The 19,726-nt window shown below is 42.7% G+C and carries 20 protein-coding genes; 15 read left to right on the top strand and 5 right to left on the bottom strand.

Annotation, left to right across the window (positions count from 1 at the left end; genetic code table 11):
• Positions 1–514: 514 nt before the first annotated feature.
• The 4 genes from ACFQ0C_RS13235 (at position 515) to ACFQ0C_RS13220 (ending at position 3,155) form a co-directional block, all read left to right on the top strand.
• Positions 515–1,141 (top strand): SAP domain-containing protein, encoded by a 627-nt coding sequence (locus tag ACFQ0C_RS13235; RefSeq protein ID WP_379367451.1) that lies wholly within the window; start codon positions 515–517, stop codon positions 1,139–1,141.
• 58 nt (positions 1,142–1,199) lie between these two features.
• Positions 1,200–1,988: a phosphotransferase family protein gene (locus ACFQ0C_RS13230; RefSeq protein WP_379367449.1), complete on the top strand. Its 789-nt coding sequence runs from the start codon at positions 1,200–1,202 to the stop codon at positions 1,986–1,988.
• A 16-nt stretch (positions 1,989–2,004) separates the two neighbouring features.
• On the top strand, positions 2,005–2,529 hold the full coding sequence (locus ACFQ0C_RS13225) for a YfiT family bacillithiol transferase (protein ID WP_379367447.1): 525 nt from the start codon (positions 2,005–2,007) through the stop codon (positions 2,527–2,529).
• A gap of 92 nt (positions 2,530–2,621) precedes the next feature.
• Positions 2,622–3,155, top strand: a complete 534-nt coding sequence (locus ACFQ0C_RS13220) for a hypothetical protein (RefSeq protein WP_379367445.1) — start codon at positions 2,622–2,624, stop codon at positions 3,153–3,155.
• 134 nt (positions 3,156–3,289) lie between these two features.
• Here ACFQ0C_RS13220 and ACFQ0C_RS13215 read toward each other — a convergent pair whose 3' ends face one another.
• Entirely contained in the window at positions 3,290–3,469 is a 180-nt protein-coding gene (locus tag ACFQ0C_RS13215; RefSeq protein ID WP_379367443.1) for an ATP-binding protein, read from the bottom strand.
• Positions 3,470–3,567: 98 nt separating this feature from the next.
• Here ACFQ0C_RS13215 and ACFQ0C_RS13210 point away from each other — a divergent pair, with 98 nt between their 5' ends.
• Positions 3,568–4,125, top strand: a complete 558-nt coding sequence (locus ACFQ0C_RS13210; RefSeq protein WP_379367441.1) for a GNAT family N-acetyltransferase — start codon at positions 3,568–3,570, stop codon at positions 4,123–4,125.
• Positions 4,126–4,251: 126 nt separating this feature from the next.
• On the top strand, positions 4,252–4,740 hold the full coding sequence (locus ACFQ0C_RS13205) for a GyrI-like domain-containing protein (protein ID WP_379367439.1): 489 nt from the start codon (positions 4,252–4,254) through the stop codon (positions 4,738–4,740).
• A 123-nt stretch (positions 4,741–4,863) separates the two neighbouring features.
• On the opposite strand, the gene ACFQ0C_RS13200 is transcribed toward ACFQ0C_RS13205, so the two are convergent.
• Positions 4,864–5,271: a VOC family protein gene (locus ACFQ0C_RS13200; RefSeq protein ID WP_379367437.1), complete on the bottom strand. Its 408-nt coding sequence runs from the start codon at positions 5,269–5,271 to the stop codon at positions 4,864–4,866.
• 242 nt (positions 5,272–5,513) lie between these two features.
• Here ACFQ0C_RS13200 and ACFQ0C_RS13195 point away from each other — a divergent pair, with 242 nt between their 5' ends.
• Complete coding sequence (locus ACFQ0C_RS13195; RefSeq protein WP_379367435.1) at positions 5,514–6,419, top strand: ATP-dependent DNA ligase; 906 nt, start codon at positions 5,514–5,516, stop codon at positions 6,417–6,419.
• Between the two features lie 107 nt (positions 6,420–6,526).
• Here the strand turns inward: ACFQ0C_RS13195 and ACFQ0C_RS13190 are convergent, their stop codons facing one another.
• Both ACFQ0C_RS13190 and ACFQ0C_RS13185 read right to left on the bottom strand, forming a co-directional pair.
• The gene (locus ACFQ0C_RS13190) at positions 6,527–8,101 is read right to left on the bottom strand and encodes a sensor histidine kinase (protein WP_379367433.1); all 1,575 of its coding nucleotides are present in this window, start codon (positions 8,099–8,101) and stop codon (positions 6,527–6,529) included.
• Positions 8,094–8,771, bottom strand: coding sequence for a response regulator transcription factor (locus tag ACFQ0C_RS13185; protein WP_379367485.1), 678 nt, complete (start codon positions 8,769–8,771; stop codon positions 8,094–8,096). The genes ACFQ0C_RS13190 and ACFQ0C_RS13185 overlap by 8 nt, the downstream gene beginning before the upstream one ends.
• Before the next feature lie 221 nt (positions 8,772–8,992).
• Between ACFQ0C_RS13185 and ACFQ0C_RS13180 the strand changes: the two genes are divergently transcribed.
• From ACFQ0C_RS13180 to ACFQ0C_RS13145, 8 genes are all read left to right on the top strand, one after another.
• Complete coding sequence (locus ACFQ0C_RS13180) at positions 8,993–9,703, top strand: DUF421 domain-containing protein (RefSeq protein WP_379367431.1); 711 nt, start codon at positions 8,993–8,995, stop codon at positions 9,701–9,703.
• A 186-nt stretch (positions 9,704–9,889) separates the two neighbouring features.
• Entirely contained in the window at positions 9,890–11,230 is a 1,341-nt protein-coding gene (locus ACFQ0C_RS13175) for a M20/M25/M40 family metallo-hydrolase (protein WP_258216716.1), read from the top strand.
• Positions 11,231–11,282: 52 nt separating this feature from the next.
• Positions 11,283–12,818: a glutathione ABC transporter substrate-binding protein gene (locus tag ACFQ0C_RS13170; protein ID WP_379367428.1), complete on the top strand. Its 1,536-nt coding sequence runs from the start codon at positions 11,283–11,285 to the stop codon at positions 12,816–12,818.
• Between the two features lie 69 nt (positions 12,819–12,887).
• A complete protein-coding gene (nikB, locus tag ACFQ0C_RS13165; RefSeq protein WP_379367426.1) occupies positions 12,888–13,808 on the top strand; it encodes a nickel ABC transporter permease in 921 nt (306 codons plus the stop codon).
• A gap of 15 nt (positions 13,809–13,823) precedes the next feature.
• Positions 13,824–14,726: a nickel transporter permease gene (nikC, locus tag ACFQ0C_RS13160; RefSeq protein ID WP_258216713.1), complete on the top strand. Its 903-nt coding sequence runs from the start codon at positions 13,824–13,826 to the stop codon at positions 14,724–14,726.
• 63 nt (positions 14,727–14,789) lie between these two features.
• Positions 14,790–15,788: an ABC transporter ATP-binding protein gene (locus ACFQ0C_RS13155; RefSeq protein WP_379367424.1), complete on the top strand. Its 999-nt coding sequence runs from the start codon at positions 14,790–14,792 to the stop codon at positions 15,786–15,788.
• The gene (locus tag ACFQ0C_RS13150) at positions 15,769–16,734 is read left to right on the top strand and encodes an ABC transporter ATP-binding protein (protein WP_379367421.1); all 966 of its coding nucleotides are present in this window, start codon (positions 15,769–15,771) and stop codon (positions 16,732–16,734) included. Before ACFQ0C_RS13155 ends, ACFQ0C_RS13150 begins: the two co-directional genes overlap by 20 nt.
• A 30-nt stretch (positions 16,735–16,764) precedes the next feature.
• Positions 16,765–17,952, top strand: coding sequence for a M20 family metallopeptidase (locus ACFQ0C_RS13145; protein WP_379367419.1), 1,188 nt, complete (start codon positions 16,765–16,767; stop codon positions 17,950–17,952).
• A 758-nt stretch (positions 17,953–18,710) separates the two neighbouring features.
• On the opposite strand, the gene ACFQ0C_RS13140 is transcribed toward ACFQ0C_RS13145, so the two are convergent.
• Positions 18,711–19,622, bottom strand: a complete 912-nt coding sequence (locus tag ACFQ0C_RS13140) for a LysR family transcriptional regulator (RefSeq protein ID WP_258216709.1) — start codon at positions 19,620–19,622, stop codon at positions 18,711–18,713.
• Positions 19,623–19,726 lie beyond the last annotated feature (104 nt).

Below are 19,726 nucleotides of genomic sequence, written 5' to 3'. Positions count from 1 at the left end.
CCGGAATTAACGGGAGGATTTCCCGTTAGGCAGACGCAGCTTTTTAACAATACAGCTGCGCCTAGTAGCTATAGGGAGCATCTAGCCGTTTACTATTTGGTTGCAGTAAGCAAGATGTGTTCCAACTCCATCATGGCAAGCTTGTTCATCATAGGAACAAGACTTCAACAGCGGCTGTTCCTCTTATTCACGCAAATGCAGCGTAAGCATTCTTGTGGTGTATTCAGGTAATAATTTCCTTGATTAGAGGGGAAATTATGCGATTTATTGAATTATACAGTAGCAGGACTTAACTTACGGTTCATAGTGTGGTCAACTCTACCTTGCGGTTATTTCAATTTCTCAAACAATAATTCTTTCAAGCGCAATGTTTAATACTTACTTATTAATAAAAGCTTTATACCTCAAATATTTAATCATTGGAGTCGGAGTCATTATTGGTGCCGTAGCAGGAATTAATAGCAAATAACATGAACATAAAATGAAACTAACGGAAAAAGTTAAGGAGAATCGTATGAGCGTTAACCAACAGCGGCCAGATTTTTCACTGGATCTATCAATCCAAGAGTTCGAAAAACATTATTGGTATAAGAATGAATTAATCCACATCTGCAGCATGCATAACATCTCATCGTCCGGGACAAAAGCAGAGCTGGAAGTGAAGATCAAAAAATTATTAATCGGCGAAAAAACCATTGATCATCGTCTTTTAAATACAAACATAAGAAAGAAACAAGAACTGAATGAACTATCGCTAAGTACAAGGCTTATTCCAGATGGATTTAAGTTTAACCAGAAGGCAAGGGAATTTTTCGCCAAATATTACAACAAAAATAAATTTACTTTTACAAAAGAAATGGCAGCGGCATTACGAGAAGCGGAACGTCAAGGTAATATTGAAATGACAGTTGCTGATTTAATTCAGGTGTATGAGGGGAAAACGAAGCTTGAAAGCCCGGAAGAAAAAACATATCAATGGAACAATTTTGTAAAAGACTTTAATAAAGACTCTCGAACGAAGGGTTTTAAAGACCGAATGAAAGTTGCTGCGCAAATATGGAGTAAAGTGCGAGACAATCCAGGTGAAAAATTGTATTCTCCCCTTTTATTAGATGAGTATTTAAATCAAATGAATGAATAGAGAAGCTTTACAAAAACAACCTCCACAGTCCTGTGGTTATATGTAAAGGAGAATAGTAGTGGAAAAAGGGCGACTTTTAGCGAGAGGGAGAACTGCCGAAGTTTTTGAATGGGGAGAAACAAAGGTATTAAAGTTATTTTTAAAAGATGACAATGTTAATCAGGAAATGACTAATACAAAAATAATAAACCAGATCGGCTTACCCGCGGCAGAAGTATTTGAGCTGGTTGAAATAGAAGACCGTAAAGGGATAATCTATGAACGAATAGTTGGAAGTACATTGATGAGATTGATTGAACCGACAGAGAGTAGTTTATCGAAACACGCTAAGATTATGGCTGCTTTACATGCAGAAATACATAGAGCCACTCATAAGCATCCGCCCAATTTAAAGCAGGAATTAACCAAGAAAATAAACAGATTAAACCATATAACCATCGAAAGCCGAACAGAAATCATAAGATTGCTTGATAAATTACCGGCAGCTCATACAATATGTCACTATGATTTTCATCCAGACAACATCATTATGTCACCTAGAGGACCTGTAATAGTAGATTGGTTTAATACTTTAGTCGGTAATCCCAAGGCAGATGTAATGAGAACTCTTTTAATGTTAAGATCTCACGCCCTACCAGATGATCCTCCGGATTGGCTGCTGGATAGAAATAGCCGATTATTTTTTCATGATGTTTATTTGACTGAATATTTAAGATTACAAGAAATAAGTAAAGAGGAAATAGACGTATGGTTAGTACCGACAATAGCTGTAAGATTAGGGGAGGTCGTAGAAGAGGAAGAAAAGGAAATGCTGCATTTACTAAATCTAGAGCTCCAAAAGAAATAAGGGGGTTAATCAACGAATGGATAAACTACGTTTTCCAATGGGTCAGTTTGCACCGCTGCTCAATCCTAATTTGGAAGAGCGGAGAAACTTTATAGATCAAATCCCTACTATTGCAATAACTCTTCGAAGTCTTGTTATGGGACTTCAGCCGGATCAGCTTCAAATTCCATACCGTCCTGAGGGCTGGACAATTCAACAAATCGTCCATCACATAGCTGATAATGACATGAATGCTTACTTGCGATTCAAGAGAGCGCTAACTGAGGATGAACCCATGTCGCAGACTTATCGAGAAGACTTGTGGGCAGAATTAAGCGATTACAAGGATACTCCTGTTGAGACATCCATTTTACTTCTGGAATTACTTCACAGCCGATTTCTGATTCTGATAAATAGTTTGAGACCGGAAGATTTTAATAGAAGATTGAAAACTCAAGTATTGGGTAAAATCACTATAGATACTGCCCTTCAAAGGCTTGTTTGGCATAATCAGCATCACATTTCGCAAATAAAAACTTTAATAGATCATAAGGGATGGTAGGGAACACGGGAAAGTCTAAGTAAATCGAAATGGCAGCAGCTTCGCATTTACTAATACCATATGGACCAGAATTTTTTAATAGGGGGGTAATCATGGAATATGTTAGGGATTATGTGATGTATGCAGCTATTTTCGGTATATTTAGTTTTAGCTGGTTCGGCTGGGCTCAGGAGAATCCTAGAAAAAGTTGGCGGAAGTATATTGGGATCGCTTCTTCAGCTCCGCTGATAGTAGGTTTAGTCGGTATTTACTTGAGTATAACACATTGGCATGATCGCTCTGCTTTATCGGATCCTGGTGCATTCCAAAACTATTTGATTTTCGTAATCATTGAATTTTTATTAGCAGCTATAGGTGCTTTTATTTTGATTAAATATAAACGTAATGATTATATTGCCCCTTGGATTGCTTTTATTGTAGGTGTTCATTTTTTCTGGTTAAAAAGCGTTTTTAATGATTTCAGCTTGTATATTTTAGGGACGCTCCTCGTTGGTGTTGTTGTAACCTCATTAGTTGTATCCAAAAAACTTAATATTGCTAACAGCGCAATTACGGGGATTGGTGCTGGTATCGTACTCTTCTGTTTTGCCATATTGGGCTTGCTTCGATTTTTAATGATACAGTGATTGATGATTTTGGCACAATTAAAATTCATCCCCGTATATGTTAAAGACCCTTATCCTTGTCTTGACCAAGACAGAATAGGGGCTCTTAAGAGTGGGGAGAAGCTTCTTTAAAAGCTTTCAAAGCTTAGGCAGCATTATTTCATTGCTCTGAAGGAGACCTTGATACCTTCATTCTGGCTGCTGTCTATATGAAGCCCAAAGCCATACAACTGCTTCTGCCTTCGCTCCATATTGAACAACCCGATTCCACGGCTGCCCTGTGAATGATGATCAAATATTCCTAGAATGAGAATAATTTTACGTTTTGTCATCATACTAAATAATTCTACAATTACCGGGATGTTCCTTACAAAGCGGCGGCTACCTGTATACTCATGAATTGAGGAACAATTTACGAAAAGGATGAAGAACAATGGCTATGAAATACCATACAACCGCAGAGTGGGATGAAGCGTTATGGCTTAAAGCGGAGCAAGTTTATGAGGAGGCGTTTCCTGTACACGGAAGGAAAAATCGATCGCTCATTCAACGTATGTTCAAAAGAGAAATCTGTACTCTCCATACTTGGAGTGAGGGTACTGATGTGGTTGCGATGGCCCTCACCGCGATAAATCGAAATGCAAAAGTGCTGATCATCGATTATATAGCGGTTCGACAAAATCAGCGTGGCAAAGGCTTAGGCCGAAAATGCATAGAAGATATTCGGGCATGGGCAGAGAGCACGGCTGATTGCCGTGGCATCGTTATAGAGGTTGAGGCTGAACCGACTGAGGAAAATGCGGAGCGTATCCGGTTTTGGGAAAAAGTCGGGTTTCATTTGACAGACTATGTCCATCCCTATATTTGGGTTCCAGAGACTTATAGAGCTATGTACTTGAGCTTTAATGAGGATTTTGCACCGCTGGATGACGGTAAAACTTTGTTCACTTATATTACTGATTACCATGAAAAAGCGTATCGAGGGAAATGACAGACTGTCTCTACGATTTTAGAGGGATGCAGATGTTTAATCGCTCACGTGCAAAAATATTTTTCCAGTTTCTGTAACCTTATTCGTGTAAAATAGTATTGAGATATTATCATTCATTTCGGGAGGATGGTTATTTTGGAACAGAGGAATGAATCAACTATTATTACAAAAGAGTCTTTTCAGGCAGTGGGGTTGAAATGGGAAGGAACATTTGCAGAAGCGGGAGCGGGTGGGATTCGAGCGGTTCATACCGAAATAAAAAGACGGTTACAGGAGATACGGGATGTTTTATATCCAGATATTCTATTAGGCTTGTCCTATCATATTAATGAAGGAGGATTTACACACTATTCGGTTATGGAGGTTGAAAGTGCCGAGCACATTCCTGATGGAATGGTAAGTATAACGGTTCCGACATTAACCTATGCAAAGTGCGAGCACAAGAAAGATCAAAATATTGATCTCTCATACAAAAATATGTATGCCTGGATTGCAAGTCAGGGGTATCAATTACATAAGGGAGAGGTCACACATTACGAGGAATACCCTATCCATCAAGATCCTTATGTTAAAGACCCTGAATTCATAATTATGATTCCTATTGAAAATAAATAGATTATAAAGAAAGATTGAGAGAGACGCAAAAATTCGGTACATAAAACGATAGCGGCAGCCAAGAACATGATATTCATGCTCTTGGCTGCCGCTATTAGGTATGAACGATTCAGGTAGGCTGAATCAAGATTGACTTTTGGGCTCGGTGGTGATCATCCACAATACGCCGAATTTGTCCTCGATTTGTCCGAACATTGCGCCCCAGAATTCCATTCCCAACGGGTGCTTGATATTGCCCCCTTCCGCAAGCTTGTCGAATACTTCACGGGCTTCGGCTTCGGTTGAGAATTCCAGACACAGATGAATGGCATTGCCATGACGAATTGGCTCGTATAGAGAATCACACATCAGGATGTTAATCCCCGCGGCCGTGAGACTCAAGTGCATGATTCTGTCCTTGTTTGCTTCATTGGCATCCGGAAGATTTCCATAGGTCATAATGGACTGAATCTCTCCGCCAAGCGCTTTCGTGTAAAACTCTGCTTGAGATCTTGCGTCCTCGGAAAAAATATAAGGTGCATGTTTAGCCATAATTACAACATCCTTTCGTCCTTTGGTTTGGATAGCTCTCACCTATATAATAGCATGCACCAGATGGCGGGATTTCTTACCGATTGCTATTTTGGATAATCATGATGACTACTTGTAAAAAAACCTGACATCCTTGTTGTATGCAAACCTTCGTAATGTTAAATTGAGGAAGATAGAACATTAATTGGAGGATGGTTTAGAGCAGGCTTAGTATGGAACAATGGTGTAATGAGGTGGTTTAAATGCTTTTTACACGAATCAAGCCAATGCTTCTAAGTCTGGGCAAGGAGCCATTCGATGATGATGAATTCATCTTTGAACCGAAATGGGATGGTTGGCGCATTCTTTTACACAAGCAGGGTGAACGAATAGAAGCTTATACATCTAATGGGCATTTAGTAACGGACAAGTTCCCTGAGTTGAAGGAAGTCGCGGCGGCAATAAAAGCGCATACCGCTATTTTAGATAGTGAAGGCATCGTATTGCGTGGTCAAAGGCCTGTTTTTGATGATTTTACTTACCGGGGGCGCTTGAGCAACTCCACACGGATTAAGAGCGCCGTTCATACTCATCCTGCATCATTTATTGTTTTTGATGTTTTATGTACGGACAGGGAGCACATGAAAGAACCTTTATTGGAGAGGAAGCAGCGGATAAGTGAGATTGTTACTGCTTCGCCTTCGATAATGCCCACCATGTATTTAACAGGTCAGGGCAATGCCTTGTTTGAATTGACCAAGGAACATAATATGGAAGGGATCGTAGCGAAGCGGAAAGCGTCGAGGTACATTCCGGATACGAAAAGCAAGGACTGGCTGCAAATCAACCATGTCAAAACTGTGGATGTGCTCATCCTGGGTTATAGAACCAGTCCATTCGGACTTATTATAGGATTGAATTTCAGAACGGTCAAAAACAAGCCGGTTGGTGTAGTGGAGCTTGGGTTTAAGCAGGAGGATAAACTACAGTTCTTGGAGCTTGCGCAGCAGCTTCACACGACAGAGGACCAGAAGACACAATGGATTCAACCATGCTTATGCTGCCGGATTGAGTATCTCGAGCGGACGGATATGCATCAATTGAAAACAACGGTGTTTAAAGGATTTTTGTTGGATAAGAAGCCTGAGGATTGTGTCTGGATATCCTAAAAGTGTTGTTAATCGTATGTTGAATAGGTGAATAGGGGGACTGTAGTTGCCACAGGATGCAGGCGGCCATACAGTCTCCCTCTTAGATACGGATCATGAATAAAGTTTTAATCGAGCTTTAATTTAATGTAAAAGATTAACTCGCCGTCTTGCTGCTCCACTCCTATGAAGCCTTCGTGAGCTTCGACAATGCTTTTGGCAATAGCGAGCCCGAGACCCGAACCGCCTGTCTGAGAGGAGCGGGAAGCATCCACCCGGAAAAAACGATCAAACAATCGTTCGAGCTCCTGCTCAGACAGCTCCTCAGCCATATTGCTAATCCGGACGATACCATACTGCTGCTCCCTGACCATGCTTATCGAGATGACTCCCGGCTTCGGGCTGTACTTCAATGCATTGCCCAACAGGTTCTCGAACACTCGTATCATCTGATCAACATCAATATTTACGAATATTTTCTCCTTAGGGATATTGCGAGACAGAATAACCTGCTGCTCCTCAGCCGGTGTGACGAACTCCTCAAGAAGCTGCTCCAGCAAGTCATTAAGCGCAATGCCTGTCTTATTCAAAGGAACATCCCGATGAGTCAGCTTCGTATAAATAAATAAGTCGTCGATCAGTGAATTAAGCTTTTCCGATTTATTGTAGGCGATATTAAGGTAAGTTTGAGCTTGCTGCTCGTTTTCGTAATTCTTATCATTGAGCAGACGCAGGTATCCCATGATCAATGTTAACGGTGTACGCAGATCATGGGAAACGTTGGTAACCAGCTCATTCTTCAGCCGTTCAGCCCTCCGCTCCTCTTCGATTTTCATCTGCAGCTGCTCGGCCATCAAATTCATATTTTTGGCCAGGGAGCCAAGCTCATCTTCACTGCGTTCCGCAACCCGCGAGTTCAAATTTCCAGTTGATATCGTGATCAACCCACCCGCTAATTCTTCGATATAGCGCATTTTCTGCTGGGTCAAAAAGTAGAACAGAACAATAAAAAAGATTATGGAGCCGACCATTGTAAAAGGACTTTGTCCGCGTTTGTAAGTAATATTCGGTTCGGGGATGCCGCTGACGATCAGATAGGAGGACTGCCCCTTGTAAGTAACGGGATACAGGCTCGAGGTCTCTTGCCGCATATTTCTTTCACGTTGAGTGTCTATCGAGTTGCGGATCGATTTATGAATGTCTACACTGGTTTCAGCTGAATTGGAGCTTTGAAATAAAACTTTGCCTGTGAGATCGGTGACCACTATTTTGTACCTGTTCATAGAACTTTCCCGTTTGACCTGCTCGGTAAAGTCCAGCATTCTCTCCTTTTCCCATTCGATCTGTGATTCGGGATTGTTCACTTCGTTATCGTGGTTGGAGTATTCATGGCTTAGTACCTCTGCCAAGCTCTTCGCCGCATTATCGATACGCTCGACCCCCGATTTGTAATCAATGACAGGATCTTTATTGATCCCGCCGAACAGAGCCGTGCTAAGGGAGTAGAAGATTAGCGATGCAGCCAGACAAAAGGCAAAAGCAACCATTAGCTGCAATCTCAGGCTTCGTCCGACCTGCTTTTTCATAATTTGATATAAGTCCATAGCTAACAGAATCAAGGCACGCAGCAAGTTAAATGGAAACCAGGTGAAAGGGAATCGATTTAAGCGTGATGTCGGAGGTAAAGACGGATGTTTACTCAACTTTGTAGCCAACCCCCCAGATGGTTTTGATATATTTGGGCTTGCGCGGATTGGCTTCTATTTTCTCGCGAATTTTACGGATATGGACCATGACAGTATTGTTGGAATCGAAGTAGGCTTCCTGCCAGACCGTTTCATAAATCTTTTCAATGCTCCACACAACACCACGATGACGAGCTAACAGCTCCAGAATGGCAAATTCTCGTGGGGTTAGCTTAATTATGCGGCCGTCGAGCTTCACTTCATGTGTCTGTGTATTGATGAGCAGCTCATCCACCTCGATTTCATGCTCTTTGCTGGCCGTGGTGATGTTGAGGCGCGTGTATCGGCGCAGCTGCGACTTAATGCGGGCAATTAGCTCCAACGGATTGAAAGGTTTGGCCAGATAATCATCGGCACCGCTGCTCAGCCCCATAATTTTATCCATATCCTGTCCCTTGGCTGAGAGCATGATTATAGGCATATTTTTGTGCTCACGGATTTTGAGGCAGGCCTCAATTCCATCCATTCGCGGCATCATAATATCGAGCACGATCAAATCAACCTCCTCTTTTTGTAAAATGTTCAAGGCAGCTTCCCCATCAGTTGCGCGCAGAAGCAGATAGCCTTCATTTTTCAAATAAATTTCCAACAGATCGATAATTTCCTTCTCATCGTCGACAAGAAGTATAGTTTTTTGGGCTGCGATACGGGCTTCCTCCTTAGACTACTCATATGTATAGCATTAATATAGACGCAAGTTCTTAAATAATTGGCAGGGTATACCTTAACAATTTCTTAAGAGCACAGAAAGTATGGAGCTTATGGTTAGAACAAAGGCAATACCGTGTATTCTCAATTGGAATAAAATCCATTTTCAAAGGTAAAGCTGTTCAGTGAGGTGATTCAATCATGCAAGAAGGTATTGAAATATTCGGAAGAACGATTTTAGCATTTGCAGCATTATTGTTAATAGCAAGAATATTAGGAAAACAGACGATCTCTAATATGACCTTTCATGATTTTGCGACAGGTATAACTATGGGAGCAGTGGCAGCAAATCTGGCCTTCAACGAGAAGATACAAGCCTGGTATTTTATTCTATCGCTTGCTGTTTTTACTCTAACATCCTATATCATGTCTGTGGTAGCGCTCAAGTTCCCGAATACAAGAAAATGGGTGTCCGGAGGACCCACTGTAATCATTGAGAAAGGAAAAATACTTGAAGACAATATGAGAAAGCTGCATTATACACTGGATTCTCTCAATCAATCCTTAAGAGAAAAGGATGTATTCAATATCGAAGAGGTTGATTATGCGATTCTGGAAACTAACGGAAAGCTGTCCGTAAGGAAGAAGGACAAGTATCTGGCATTAATCAAAAAAGATATGAATCTGGTTCATTCAGGTACAACAAGCTTTCCTATTGAAGTTATTATGGATGGGAAAATGATGAAGGAAAACTTATTGGAAAACAATTTGTCTGAGCAGTGGCTGATGAATCAAATCGATCAGAAAGGAAAGAAGCTGTCTGACATTTTCTACGGTGTAAAAACGACTAACGGAAATCTGGTATTTGATTATTATAAGGATAATTTACAACATCCCATAGATAAAGAATAGATTTATTAACAAAAAATTTTATCAATAACTGATAAAATTATAAATTATACATTCAATAAATCGGATGCTATACTTTTTACAAGAAGTTTACAAAGTATATCTGTCAATCTTTAAACGGAGGGGATCGAGAGAAAGAAGACTGTCCAAGACACACTTCTTCCAAGAAATACAGAGATGAGGACACATATGGAACTCGTATACCGTTATATCGATGAACATCAAGACATGTATGTGAAATGGCTGCAGGAATTATGTAGAATACCAAGCGTTTCTACTCAAAACAGAGGGATTCAGGAAGCCTCTCAGATGGTTGCCGAATTTTTGCAGCAGCAAGGCGGTTCCACAGAAATAATTGCGACGACAGGACACCCGGTTGTGTATGGTCATTTTTTTTCGGGGAATAAGAAAACGATTTCATTTTACAATCATTACGATGTGCAGCCGGAAGACCCTATCGAATCCTGGCATTATGATCCGTTTGCAGCGGAAATTCATGATGATGTACTAACCGCCAGAGGTTCCGCAGATAACAAGGGAGCCCTAATGGCACGCATTTGTGCAATTCATGCTTATCAGCAGGTGTATGGCGAGCTCCCCATCAATGTGAAATTCATTGTGGAAGGGGAGGAAGAGAAGGGAAGCATAAATCTCCCTGATTTTATCGAGAATCACCCGGATAAGGTGCAAGCTGATCTGTGCATTTGGGAGAATGGCATTATTTATTCGGATAAAAGCATCGAGCTTAAGATGGGAACAAAGGGGATTCTGTATATCGAACTGGCTGTAAAAGGCGCCAACTCGGATATGCATTCCTTGAATGCTGCCATTGTCGAGAATCCCGCTTGGCGGTTGGTTTGGGCATTAAGCACCTTGAAGGATCAGGAAGAGAAAATTTTAATAGACAAATTCTATGATCGTGTATTACAACTATCAGATGAAGAGCGAAGCATTCTGGAGTCGATGGATTACCCGGAAGAAGAAACCTTGCAAAGATACGGGCTAGATCAATTTTTGTTGAATTTAACCGGAACACCATTGAAGGAAAAGCTTATTTTTCAGCCTACATGCAATATTTGCGGTATTTATTCCGGCTATTCGGGGGAAGGTTCCAAAACGGTGCTGCCTTCCGAGGCAAGAGCTAAGCTGGACTTCCGCTTGGTTCCCGATCAAGATCCTGAGGAGATTGTGCGGCTCTTAAGAGAGCACTTGGACCGTCATGGCTTTGAGGACATCGAAATCATTGCCAGAAAAGGAACGCGAGCCGCTAAAACAGATCCCGGTCATCCGCTTGTCATTAAAGTAATGCAGGCTGCGGAAAAAGTAAGCGGGAAACCTCCTCAGAAGGTGCTGATGAATCCAGGCTCCGGTCCGATGTACCGGCTTTGTCAGCAGTTCGGTATTCCGACAGTTGGTTTCGGTGTTGGAAACGGAGATTCTCGGAAACATGCACCAAATGAAAATATATTGGTAAGCGATTATATTTATGGTATCAAGATGGTCGCTGCAGTGATCCACGAGTTTGCTTAATTCGGTCATTTTACTTTTAATATAAATATTTGTTGAAGAGGGGGAAATTGTTTTGAAAAAGACTTCATTATTACTCATTTTGGCTTTTGTGCTTCTCATTTCTGCATGTAGCAGCGCTCCGTCCGGAGGAGACAGCGCCGGTGCCTCTAAGGATCTGGTTGTTGCCCTTGGTTCTGAGCCGGTTACGCTGGATCCTCAAGATACAAGTGACGGTATATCCAATAATGCTAACGAGCTATTGTTCGATAAGCTGGTTACCTTGGATAAAAACAATACGATTGTTCCTCAATTGGCTAAAGAATGGACCACATCGCCTGATGGAAAGAAGATCACATTCAAGCTTCGCGAAGGGGCGAAATTTCAAGACGGCACACCTGTTAATGCAGAAGCCGTGAAATTTACCTTTGACCGCGTTATTAACAAGGATAATAAGCTGAACCGCTACTCTTTATATGCGGAGTTTATCGATAAAGTTAATGTCGATAGCGAATATCAAGTGAGCTTTGATTTGAAATTTCCGTTCGGCCCTGCGTTGATTACCTTTGCACATACAAACGGCGGGATTCATAGTCCTAAGAACGTGAAAGAGAAGGGGAAAGATGTTGGTAAATCTCCTGTTGGCGCCGGTCCTTATAAATTAAAGGAATGGGTTCCAGGAAACAAAGTTGTGTTCGAGGCTAATCCCGATTATTGGGGAGATAAACCGAAGATGAAAACCATTACGTTCAAAACAGTAGCTGAAAATTCCGCACGCTCCATCATGCTTGAAACCGGTGAAGCGGATATTATCGTCCCAGTTGTTACATCAGATGTAGATCGTCTTAAAACAAACGACAAAATTAAAATCAATGTGGAGCCAAGCTCCAGAAATCTATACATGTCTATTAATACAACAAGAGCGCCATTCGATAATGTAAAAGCACGTCAAGCGATCAACTATGCGGTAGATAAGGAAACGATTGTTAAGAAAATCATGTCAGGCCAAGCCAAAGTGGCTGAAGCGGCCATTGGTGATATGGTTTGGGGTTACTCCTCTGTAGGTGCATACCCGTACGATCCCGAGAAAGCGAAGCAATTGTTGGCAGAAGCAGGAGTTGCGCCGGGAACAACGTTAAAATTATGGACGCCGGACGGCCGTTATTTGATGGATCGCCAAATTGCCGAATTTATTCAAGGCAACCTTCAGGCAGTAGGATTTAAAGTCGAATATCGTAAATGGGAGTTCGGCGCATTCCAGGAAGCAACCCGTGATCCGAAGGCTGAATTCAATCTGGCTTTGAACAGCTGGGGTACTTCTACGAATGATGCGGACTGGGGCTTGAGACCGATCCTGATGACGAAGGGCGCGAGCAACTACTCGAAGCTGTCCAATCCTGATCTCGATGCATTAATTGATAAAGGAATGAAAACGGCCAATCTGGATGAGCGTAAAAAGGTTTACGGCGATGCTCTTAAGCTGATCAAGGACCAGGCACCATGGATTTTCCTGCTCGATTACAAACAAACATCAGGCTATAAGAGCAATCTTGACAATGTTTACAATTGGAATAACGAGCGGCTTATCCTTCGTGATGTTGTGAAAAAATAACAAAAAGCTTTAGTAGAATAGGGGGATTTTAGTATCCCCCTATTCTATTCTTGTAAAGGAGGCGCCAGGTTGTTTAGCTATATTATAAAGCGTGTGCTGCAAATGATTCCTACCTTGATTGGGGTATCGATTCTTGTATTTATTCTGATCCATTCTGTTCCGGGAGATCCAGCCCGGCTAGTTGCCGGCAATGACGCCACTGAAGAAGACGTTGCCATGGTTCGTGACCGCCTCGGATTAAATCAGCCCTTGCATGTGCAATACGGAACCTATGTGGTCAGCTTGGCCAAAGGTGATCTCGGAACCTCGCTGCGTTCCAACCGGCCGGTGCTGACAGAAATTCTTACGCGATTCCCGACCACGATTATGCTTACGGTTATGGCTATCATCATTATGATTATTGTTGGGCTTTTCGCAGGGATTTTCTCAGCCACCAAGCCTAATAGCATCCGGGATAATGCTACCATGATGTTTTCATTATTTGGCATTTCGATGCCGGTCTTTTGGCTGGGACTCATGTTAATTTTAATTTTTTCCTATTATCTTCGTATCCTGCCTTCCGGAGGCAGCGATGGGTTTAAGTATTTTATTCTTCCGGCGCTTGCCATTGGATTATCTTCTTCCGCTATATTGGCTCGTCTTACCCGATCTTCCGTATTGGAAGTCATTCATCAAGATTTTGTTCGTACGGCTCGGGCCAAAGGGGTCAGGGAAAAAGCAGTCATCTATAAGCATACTTTGAAAAACGCTTTAATCCCGATTATTACGATCATTGGTTTGGAGTTTGGTCATTTATTGGGAGGGGCGGTACTAGCTGAGACTGTTTTTTCTATGAATGGGTTAGGACGTTACGTGATTCAATCGATACAATTTCGTGATTATCCGGCGATTCAAGGAACAGTGCTTTTTATCGCGACCATATTTGTCATAGTGAACCTGATCGTCGATCTATGTTACAGCTTAGTCGATCCTAGGGTTAGATACGATTAAGAAAGGAGCAAATTCATGAGTCAGTCAGCATCGGTATCACAAGTTGAAAGCAACCCCTTCGAGCAATCCTATACGCCACGTTCGCCGTTGCAAATGATGGTGAGCCGGTTCAAAAAAAATAAACGGGCTATGGTCGGACTATGGATGGTCACGATCTTTGTAATTGTCGCTCTGCTTGCGCGTTGGATTGCTCCTTACGATCCATTCGTTCAAAACATGCAGATCATGCTGGAATCTCCGACATGGAGCCATCCGTTCGGCACCGATGAGTTCGGGCGGGATATTTTATCAAGGGTCATTTACGGAGCCCAGATTTCATTGATGATCGGGATTGTCGGTGTTTTTATCTCTGTCATCCTCGGTGTCGCTTTAGGTACGATCTCCGGTTACTTCGGGGGATATATTGATTCTTTAATTATGCGGATCATGGATATTTTCATGGCTTTTCCAAGCTTTCTGTTGGCTTTAGCCATTGTGAGCGTATTGGGACCAAGCATGATCAACGTTATGATAGCAATCGGTATTTTTTCAGTGCCGACGTTCTCTCGTATTTCCAGAAGCGCGGTTATTTCAGTGAAAAATAAAGAGTACATCGAAGCGGCGAAAGCGATGGGAGCAACCAATGCACTCATTATATTCAAGCATGTGGTTCCAAACAGTATTGCTCCTATTATAGTTCTTTCCACGCTGCGTATTGCTACAGCTATTTTGACGGCCTCCGGGCTAAGCTTTCTGGGCATGGGCGCACAGCCTCCTACACCAGAATGGGGGGCTATGCTGAGCACGGGGCGCGAATATTTGCGGACAGCTCCGCATGTAAGCACTATCCCGGGACTTGCTATCATGTTCATGGTATTGGCGTTTAACATGCTGGGCGACGGGCTGAGGGATGCTTTGGATCCGAAGATGAAGCTGTGATCGAAGTGTAGTGAAGTGAAGTGGACCTAAGCGGAGTAACTCTGTTATACAGGAGGGTAAACATTGAAGAAGAAGCTGTTGGAGATTAAAGAACTCAAAACCTACTTTTATTCCGATGAGGGTGTTGTTCCTGCTGTGGATGGGGTAGATATCACGATATATGAGGGCGAAACGGTTGGCATAGTCGGTGAATCCGGCTGCGGTAAAAGTGTAACGTCTCTTACAACCATGCGGCTAACTCCAGGGAAAGTAGTAGGAGGGTCGATTGAGTTTAACGGTAAAAATATTTTATCGATTCCGGAAGCATCAATGAGAGAAATTCGCGGCAATGAAATGGCGATGATCTTTCAAGAGCCGATGACTTCATTAAATCCGGTGTTCACAATAGGTCAGCAGATCGGTGAATCTGTGGAGATTCATTTAAACTATAGCAAGTCACAAGCAAGGGCTCACGCGGTAGAAATGCTCAAGCTGGTCGGCATTCCAAGGCCGGAGCAGATTGTGGATGAGTATCCGCATCAGCTCTCTGGCGGTATGAGACAGCGTGTCATGATAGCTATGGCTATGTCCTGCCAGCCTAAGCTGTTAATTGCGGATGAACCAACTACGGCATTGGATGTAACCATTCAAGCACAGATCCTGGATTTGATGAGAAAATTAAGAGCGGAGCAAAATACGGCGATCATGATGATTACCCATGATTTAGGCGTTGTAGCTGAAATGTGTGACCGTGTTGTAGTTATGTACAGCGGCAAGGTGGTGGAAGAGGGGGATGTCATCACTATTTTTACCAATCCCAAGCATCCTTACACCCAAGGTTTGATGAAATCGATCCCTACGCTGGACTCGGAAGAAAAGAGGCTGTATTCCATCAAAGGAAATGTGCCGATTCCAGGCAGCTTACGGCAAGGCTGTTCGTTTGCCCCCAGATGCGAATTTGCCATGGACAAGTGCAGGCAAGATGCTCCACAGCTGGAAGAAGTCGAAACAGGACATTACAGCCGTTGCTGGCTTCATTCATACCATCAGGGGGAGACCCGTAATGACAAAACCGCTAATTGAAGTAAGAAACTTAAAAAAATATTTTCCTATTAAAAAGGGGCTTTTCAGTCGAACTGTCAATCATGTCAAAGCGGTTGACGGACTTGATTTCAATATTTATAAAGGTGAAACGCTTGGGTTGGTGGGCGAAAGCGGCTGTGGTAAATCGACTACAGGGAGAACGCTTCTTCAGCTTCTTCAACCTACCGAGGGAGAAGTGCTCTATGAGGGAAAAAACCTCGTGGGTATGAGTTCCGGGGAATTAAGAAAGCTGCGCAAAGATTTGCAAATCATTTTCCAGGATCCTTATGCATCTCTCGATCCGCGTCTGACTGTAGGGGACATTATTGCGGAGCCACTAAAAATTCATGGCATTGCCCATGGGAAAGAAGTGGACCGGCAGGTTGAAGAGCTGTTGAATGTTGTAGGTTTAAGCAGCTACCATGCCAAACGTTATGCTCATGAATTTAGCGGCGGACAACGTCAGCGCATAGGGATTGCAAGGGCTCTGGCGTTGAAGCCCAAGCTCATTGTAGCCGATGAGCCGGTATCTGCGCTGGATGTGTCCATTCAATCCCAGGTTATTAATTTGCTTCAAGATTTGCAGGAGCAATTTCAATTAACCTATTTATTCATTGCCCATGATTTGAGCGTGGTTAAGCATATCAGCGACAGGATTGGTGTCATGTATTTAGGCAGAATTGTCGAGCTTTCGGATAAAAATGAGCTTTTTAGCAATCCGAAGCATCCGTATACCAAAGCTTTACTGTCTGCTGTGCCCATTCCAAATCCTCTGATCAAGAAGGAAAGAATCGTATTGCAAGGAGATGTGCCTAGCCCGGCGAATCCGCCTTCCGGTTGTACATTCCATCCACGGTGCAGCGAATGCATGGCCATTTGCCGAACGGATAAACCTGCTTTAAAGGAAGTAAACGGCCAATTCGTTGCCTGTCATTTATATAATTAATATAGAATGTTTTTTTTGGAGGTAGTGCATGTGAGTAAGTCCAAACAACCTATATATGCTTCAGTTGATAACCTGCGGGACTCAATAATCGATATTAATGATTTCATTCATGATAATCCCGAGCTAGGGAACAATGAATTTAAAGCGGTAGAGCTGTTAACTCGCACCTTAGCCGCTCATCATTTCCATGTCGAGCAGGGCGTGGCAGCTTTACCAACGGCCTTTATTGCAACTTATACCCATAAAGGAGGCGGACCAAGAATTGGTCTGCTGTGTGAATATGATGCCTTGCCAGGATTAGGCCATGGATGCGGGCATAACCTGCAAGCCTCCTCTATAATAGGAGCGGCGATTGCATTATCGCAAAATTTGGGTGATATGCCTGCAACAATACTTGTGTACGGTACCCCGGCGGAGGAAACGACCAGCGGCAAATTGCCCATGATCAAAGCCGGTCTGTTTGACGATCTTGATGTTGCTTTAATGATGCATGGAGGCGACCGTACAACAGTGGACGGTAAATCGCTCGCAATGAATTTAATTGATTTCGTCTTTGAGGGCAAGGCTGCTCATGCTGCTGTAGCCCCGGAGAAAGGAATTAGCGCTCTGGACGGTATTCTAATGACCTTCAATGCCATTGAATACTTGCGTGAGCATGTTCGTCCTGATGTGAAGATGCACGGAGTCATTACGAACGGAGGAGTCGCGGCCAATATCGTCCCTGATCTGGCTGTAGCACAGTTCTATGTGCGGGCTGCAGATCGTCCGTATTTGGATACGGTGTTGGAGCGGGTGTACAATGCAGCGCGAGGTGCAGCTCTGGCGACGGGAAGCAAGCTAACGATTAACCAGGTGAAAAAATGCGAGAACAAGGTCAATGTCGATAAATTGAACCAGCTCCTGTTGAGAAATGCGGAGGAAGCCGGAATTAAAGAAATATCTCCTCCGCGCTCAAGCACAGGTTCTACTGATTTCGGCAATGTAACTTACCTTGTACCTGGTGCTTGCCTTCGCGTAGCTTTTGTTCCATTCGGCACCTCCAGCCATTCTACGGAATGGGTAGAAGCCGGAACGAGCGAGGCAGGCCATAACGCTGTAATCCTAGCGGCCAAATCTATTGCCGGAACGGCTTTTGATTTAATTGAGAATCCAAGCCTTCTTCAAGAAGTAAAAGAAGAGTTTCAGAACGCTAAGGAAGCCTTTCTTCAAAATTTATAAGAACAGCAAAAAGACTGAAGAATTTAATTATTCTTCGGTCTTTTTGCTTTCTATTTTAAGATTATAGAATGATTAAAATCTTTACAGTACTAAAGCTTTGTAGGGGTATCCTTTCTAATTGATCGATAAGTGGGTTAACCGAATGTTGGGCAAATAGGGTTGACTGCGAATTCCTTCCCCTATTCTCTCTAAATCGACAGGTAGAGGAACAGGGATACGTTATTTTGTAGTGCACACGTGATCATTCAAGTGAAACGGAAGGAGGATCCCTTATTTGCTTAAAATGAGGCATTCAGCCTATTTTGAGACGAAATAACGCATCGTAGTTCCGTGAATTTATGAAATCGAGGGGGTGTAGGACAAATAGCGGCATGACGTTCCGCGAGCGAGTGGGAGCGAACCCAAAGATATTAGCACGATCGATGAGAGGGTTTATAATGTTCCCTTCCCCATGGGAGAACTCCCTTTACAGCATAGAAGCTTGCAGTAAAGGGAGTACATGGATATGAATACCGGTTGAAAGATCGGATAGGGATGAAGAAGGAGCAAGAAAGCAGAGAGTAGAACAAGAGAGGGAATGGGTGTGGGATGGAGGAGCGTTAGCGTCCGCCTTTGAAGCTGGTGTTCCTACCGCTGCAAGCCTACAATTCAAGGAACAGGACTTCAAGAGCGGCCGGAATCTCACACCCGATTCCCTCCCAACGCACAATTGTATGGATTCGCACATAAAGGACCGTCCGGTGTTCCGGACGGTTTTCCTAATATACGGACCGGTGCAAGTTTGAAGATTTGATATAATTCACAAATTCATTCACTAAATTTAATTCCAGAGAGGATTCTTTGTAAATAAGCCACGTTTTTCTTACCAGAGGCTGCCCGTTTTGAAAAATCATCGGGTATTTATAGAAGGAATCCTCCGAATTCAAGCAGATTTGAGGTACGATAGAATAACCAAGCCCGTGCTTGACAAGCTGCTTGCAAGTTTCATAATTATTGACGTTTATCGTAATTAATGGCGGAATGTTAAATCGGTCCTTCCACCATCCTTCGATTACTTCCATTAGATAGGTATCTGGCTTGTAACCGAATTTATTCAGAGGGAGCGTACTGGGACGGTAATTAATTCGATGCAATACTGGGAGATGATCCAGCTCGATTTCTTTTTTTGATATGATATAAAAAGGATCTTCACTGATTAAATATTTCTGATCAATCCAGTTGAACTCTCCTCTTACGATGCCAACATGAACACTGCCGTTCTCGAGCGCCTGAAAGATCTCTTGATTCGTAGTGGTGTTAAGAACGATTTGTATTTTCGGATGCTGCTCCATAAACTGCTGAAGGATCGGCGCGAGCTTATACTGCGTAAAATGACCCGACGCTCCAAGCCTTAGCGTTCCTTGAATTTCACTTTTCAAATTAATAATTAACTCTTTAAACCGCTGCTCTTCCTGTAACGATTTTCTTGCATAGTCGACCAGTTGTTTGCCTTCAGAAGTGAATTTGATATTCTTTCCTGTTTTTTGCACAATCTGCATTTGAAATTGCTTTTCCAGCTGTCTGATTCTATAGGTTAAGGCCGGTTGGGTAATGTAGAGACGTTCCGCAGCTTTGGACAAATTCTGTTCTTCAAATATAATGAGCAGCACTTTACAGTCTTTTTCATCCATATTGCAATCCCTCTAATTCATTAGTCTGATTGTACCCTGGCAGCTTGGACGTAATAGTATCATTATACTGTTGTTTCTAAAGCTTTCAAACAAAAGATATCATT

Source organism: Paenibacillus sp. GCM10027630 (assembly GCF_042676305.1).
In the GTDB taxonomy this organism is placed as follows: domain Bacteria; phylum Bacillota; class Bacilli; order Paenibacillales; family NBRC-103111; genus Paenibacillus_S.
The sequence above is the reverse complement of the archived record's forward strand: the minus strand, read 5'-3'. Positions and strand labels throughout refer to the sequence as shown.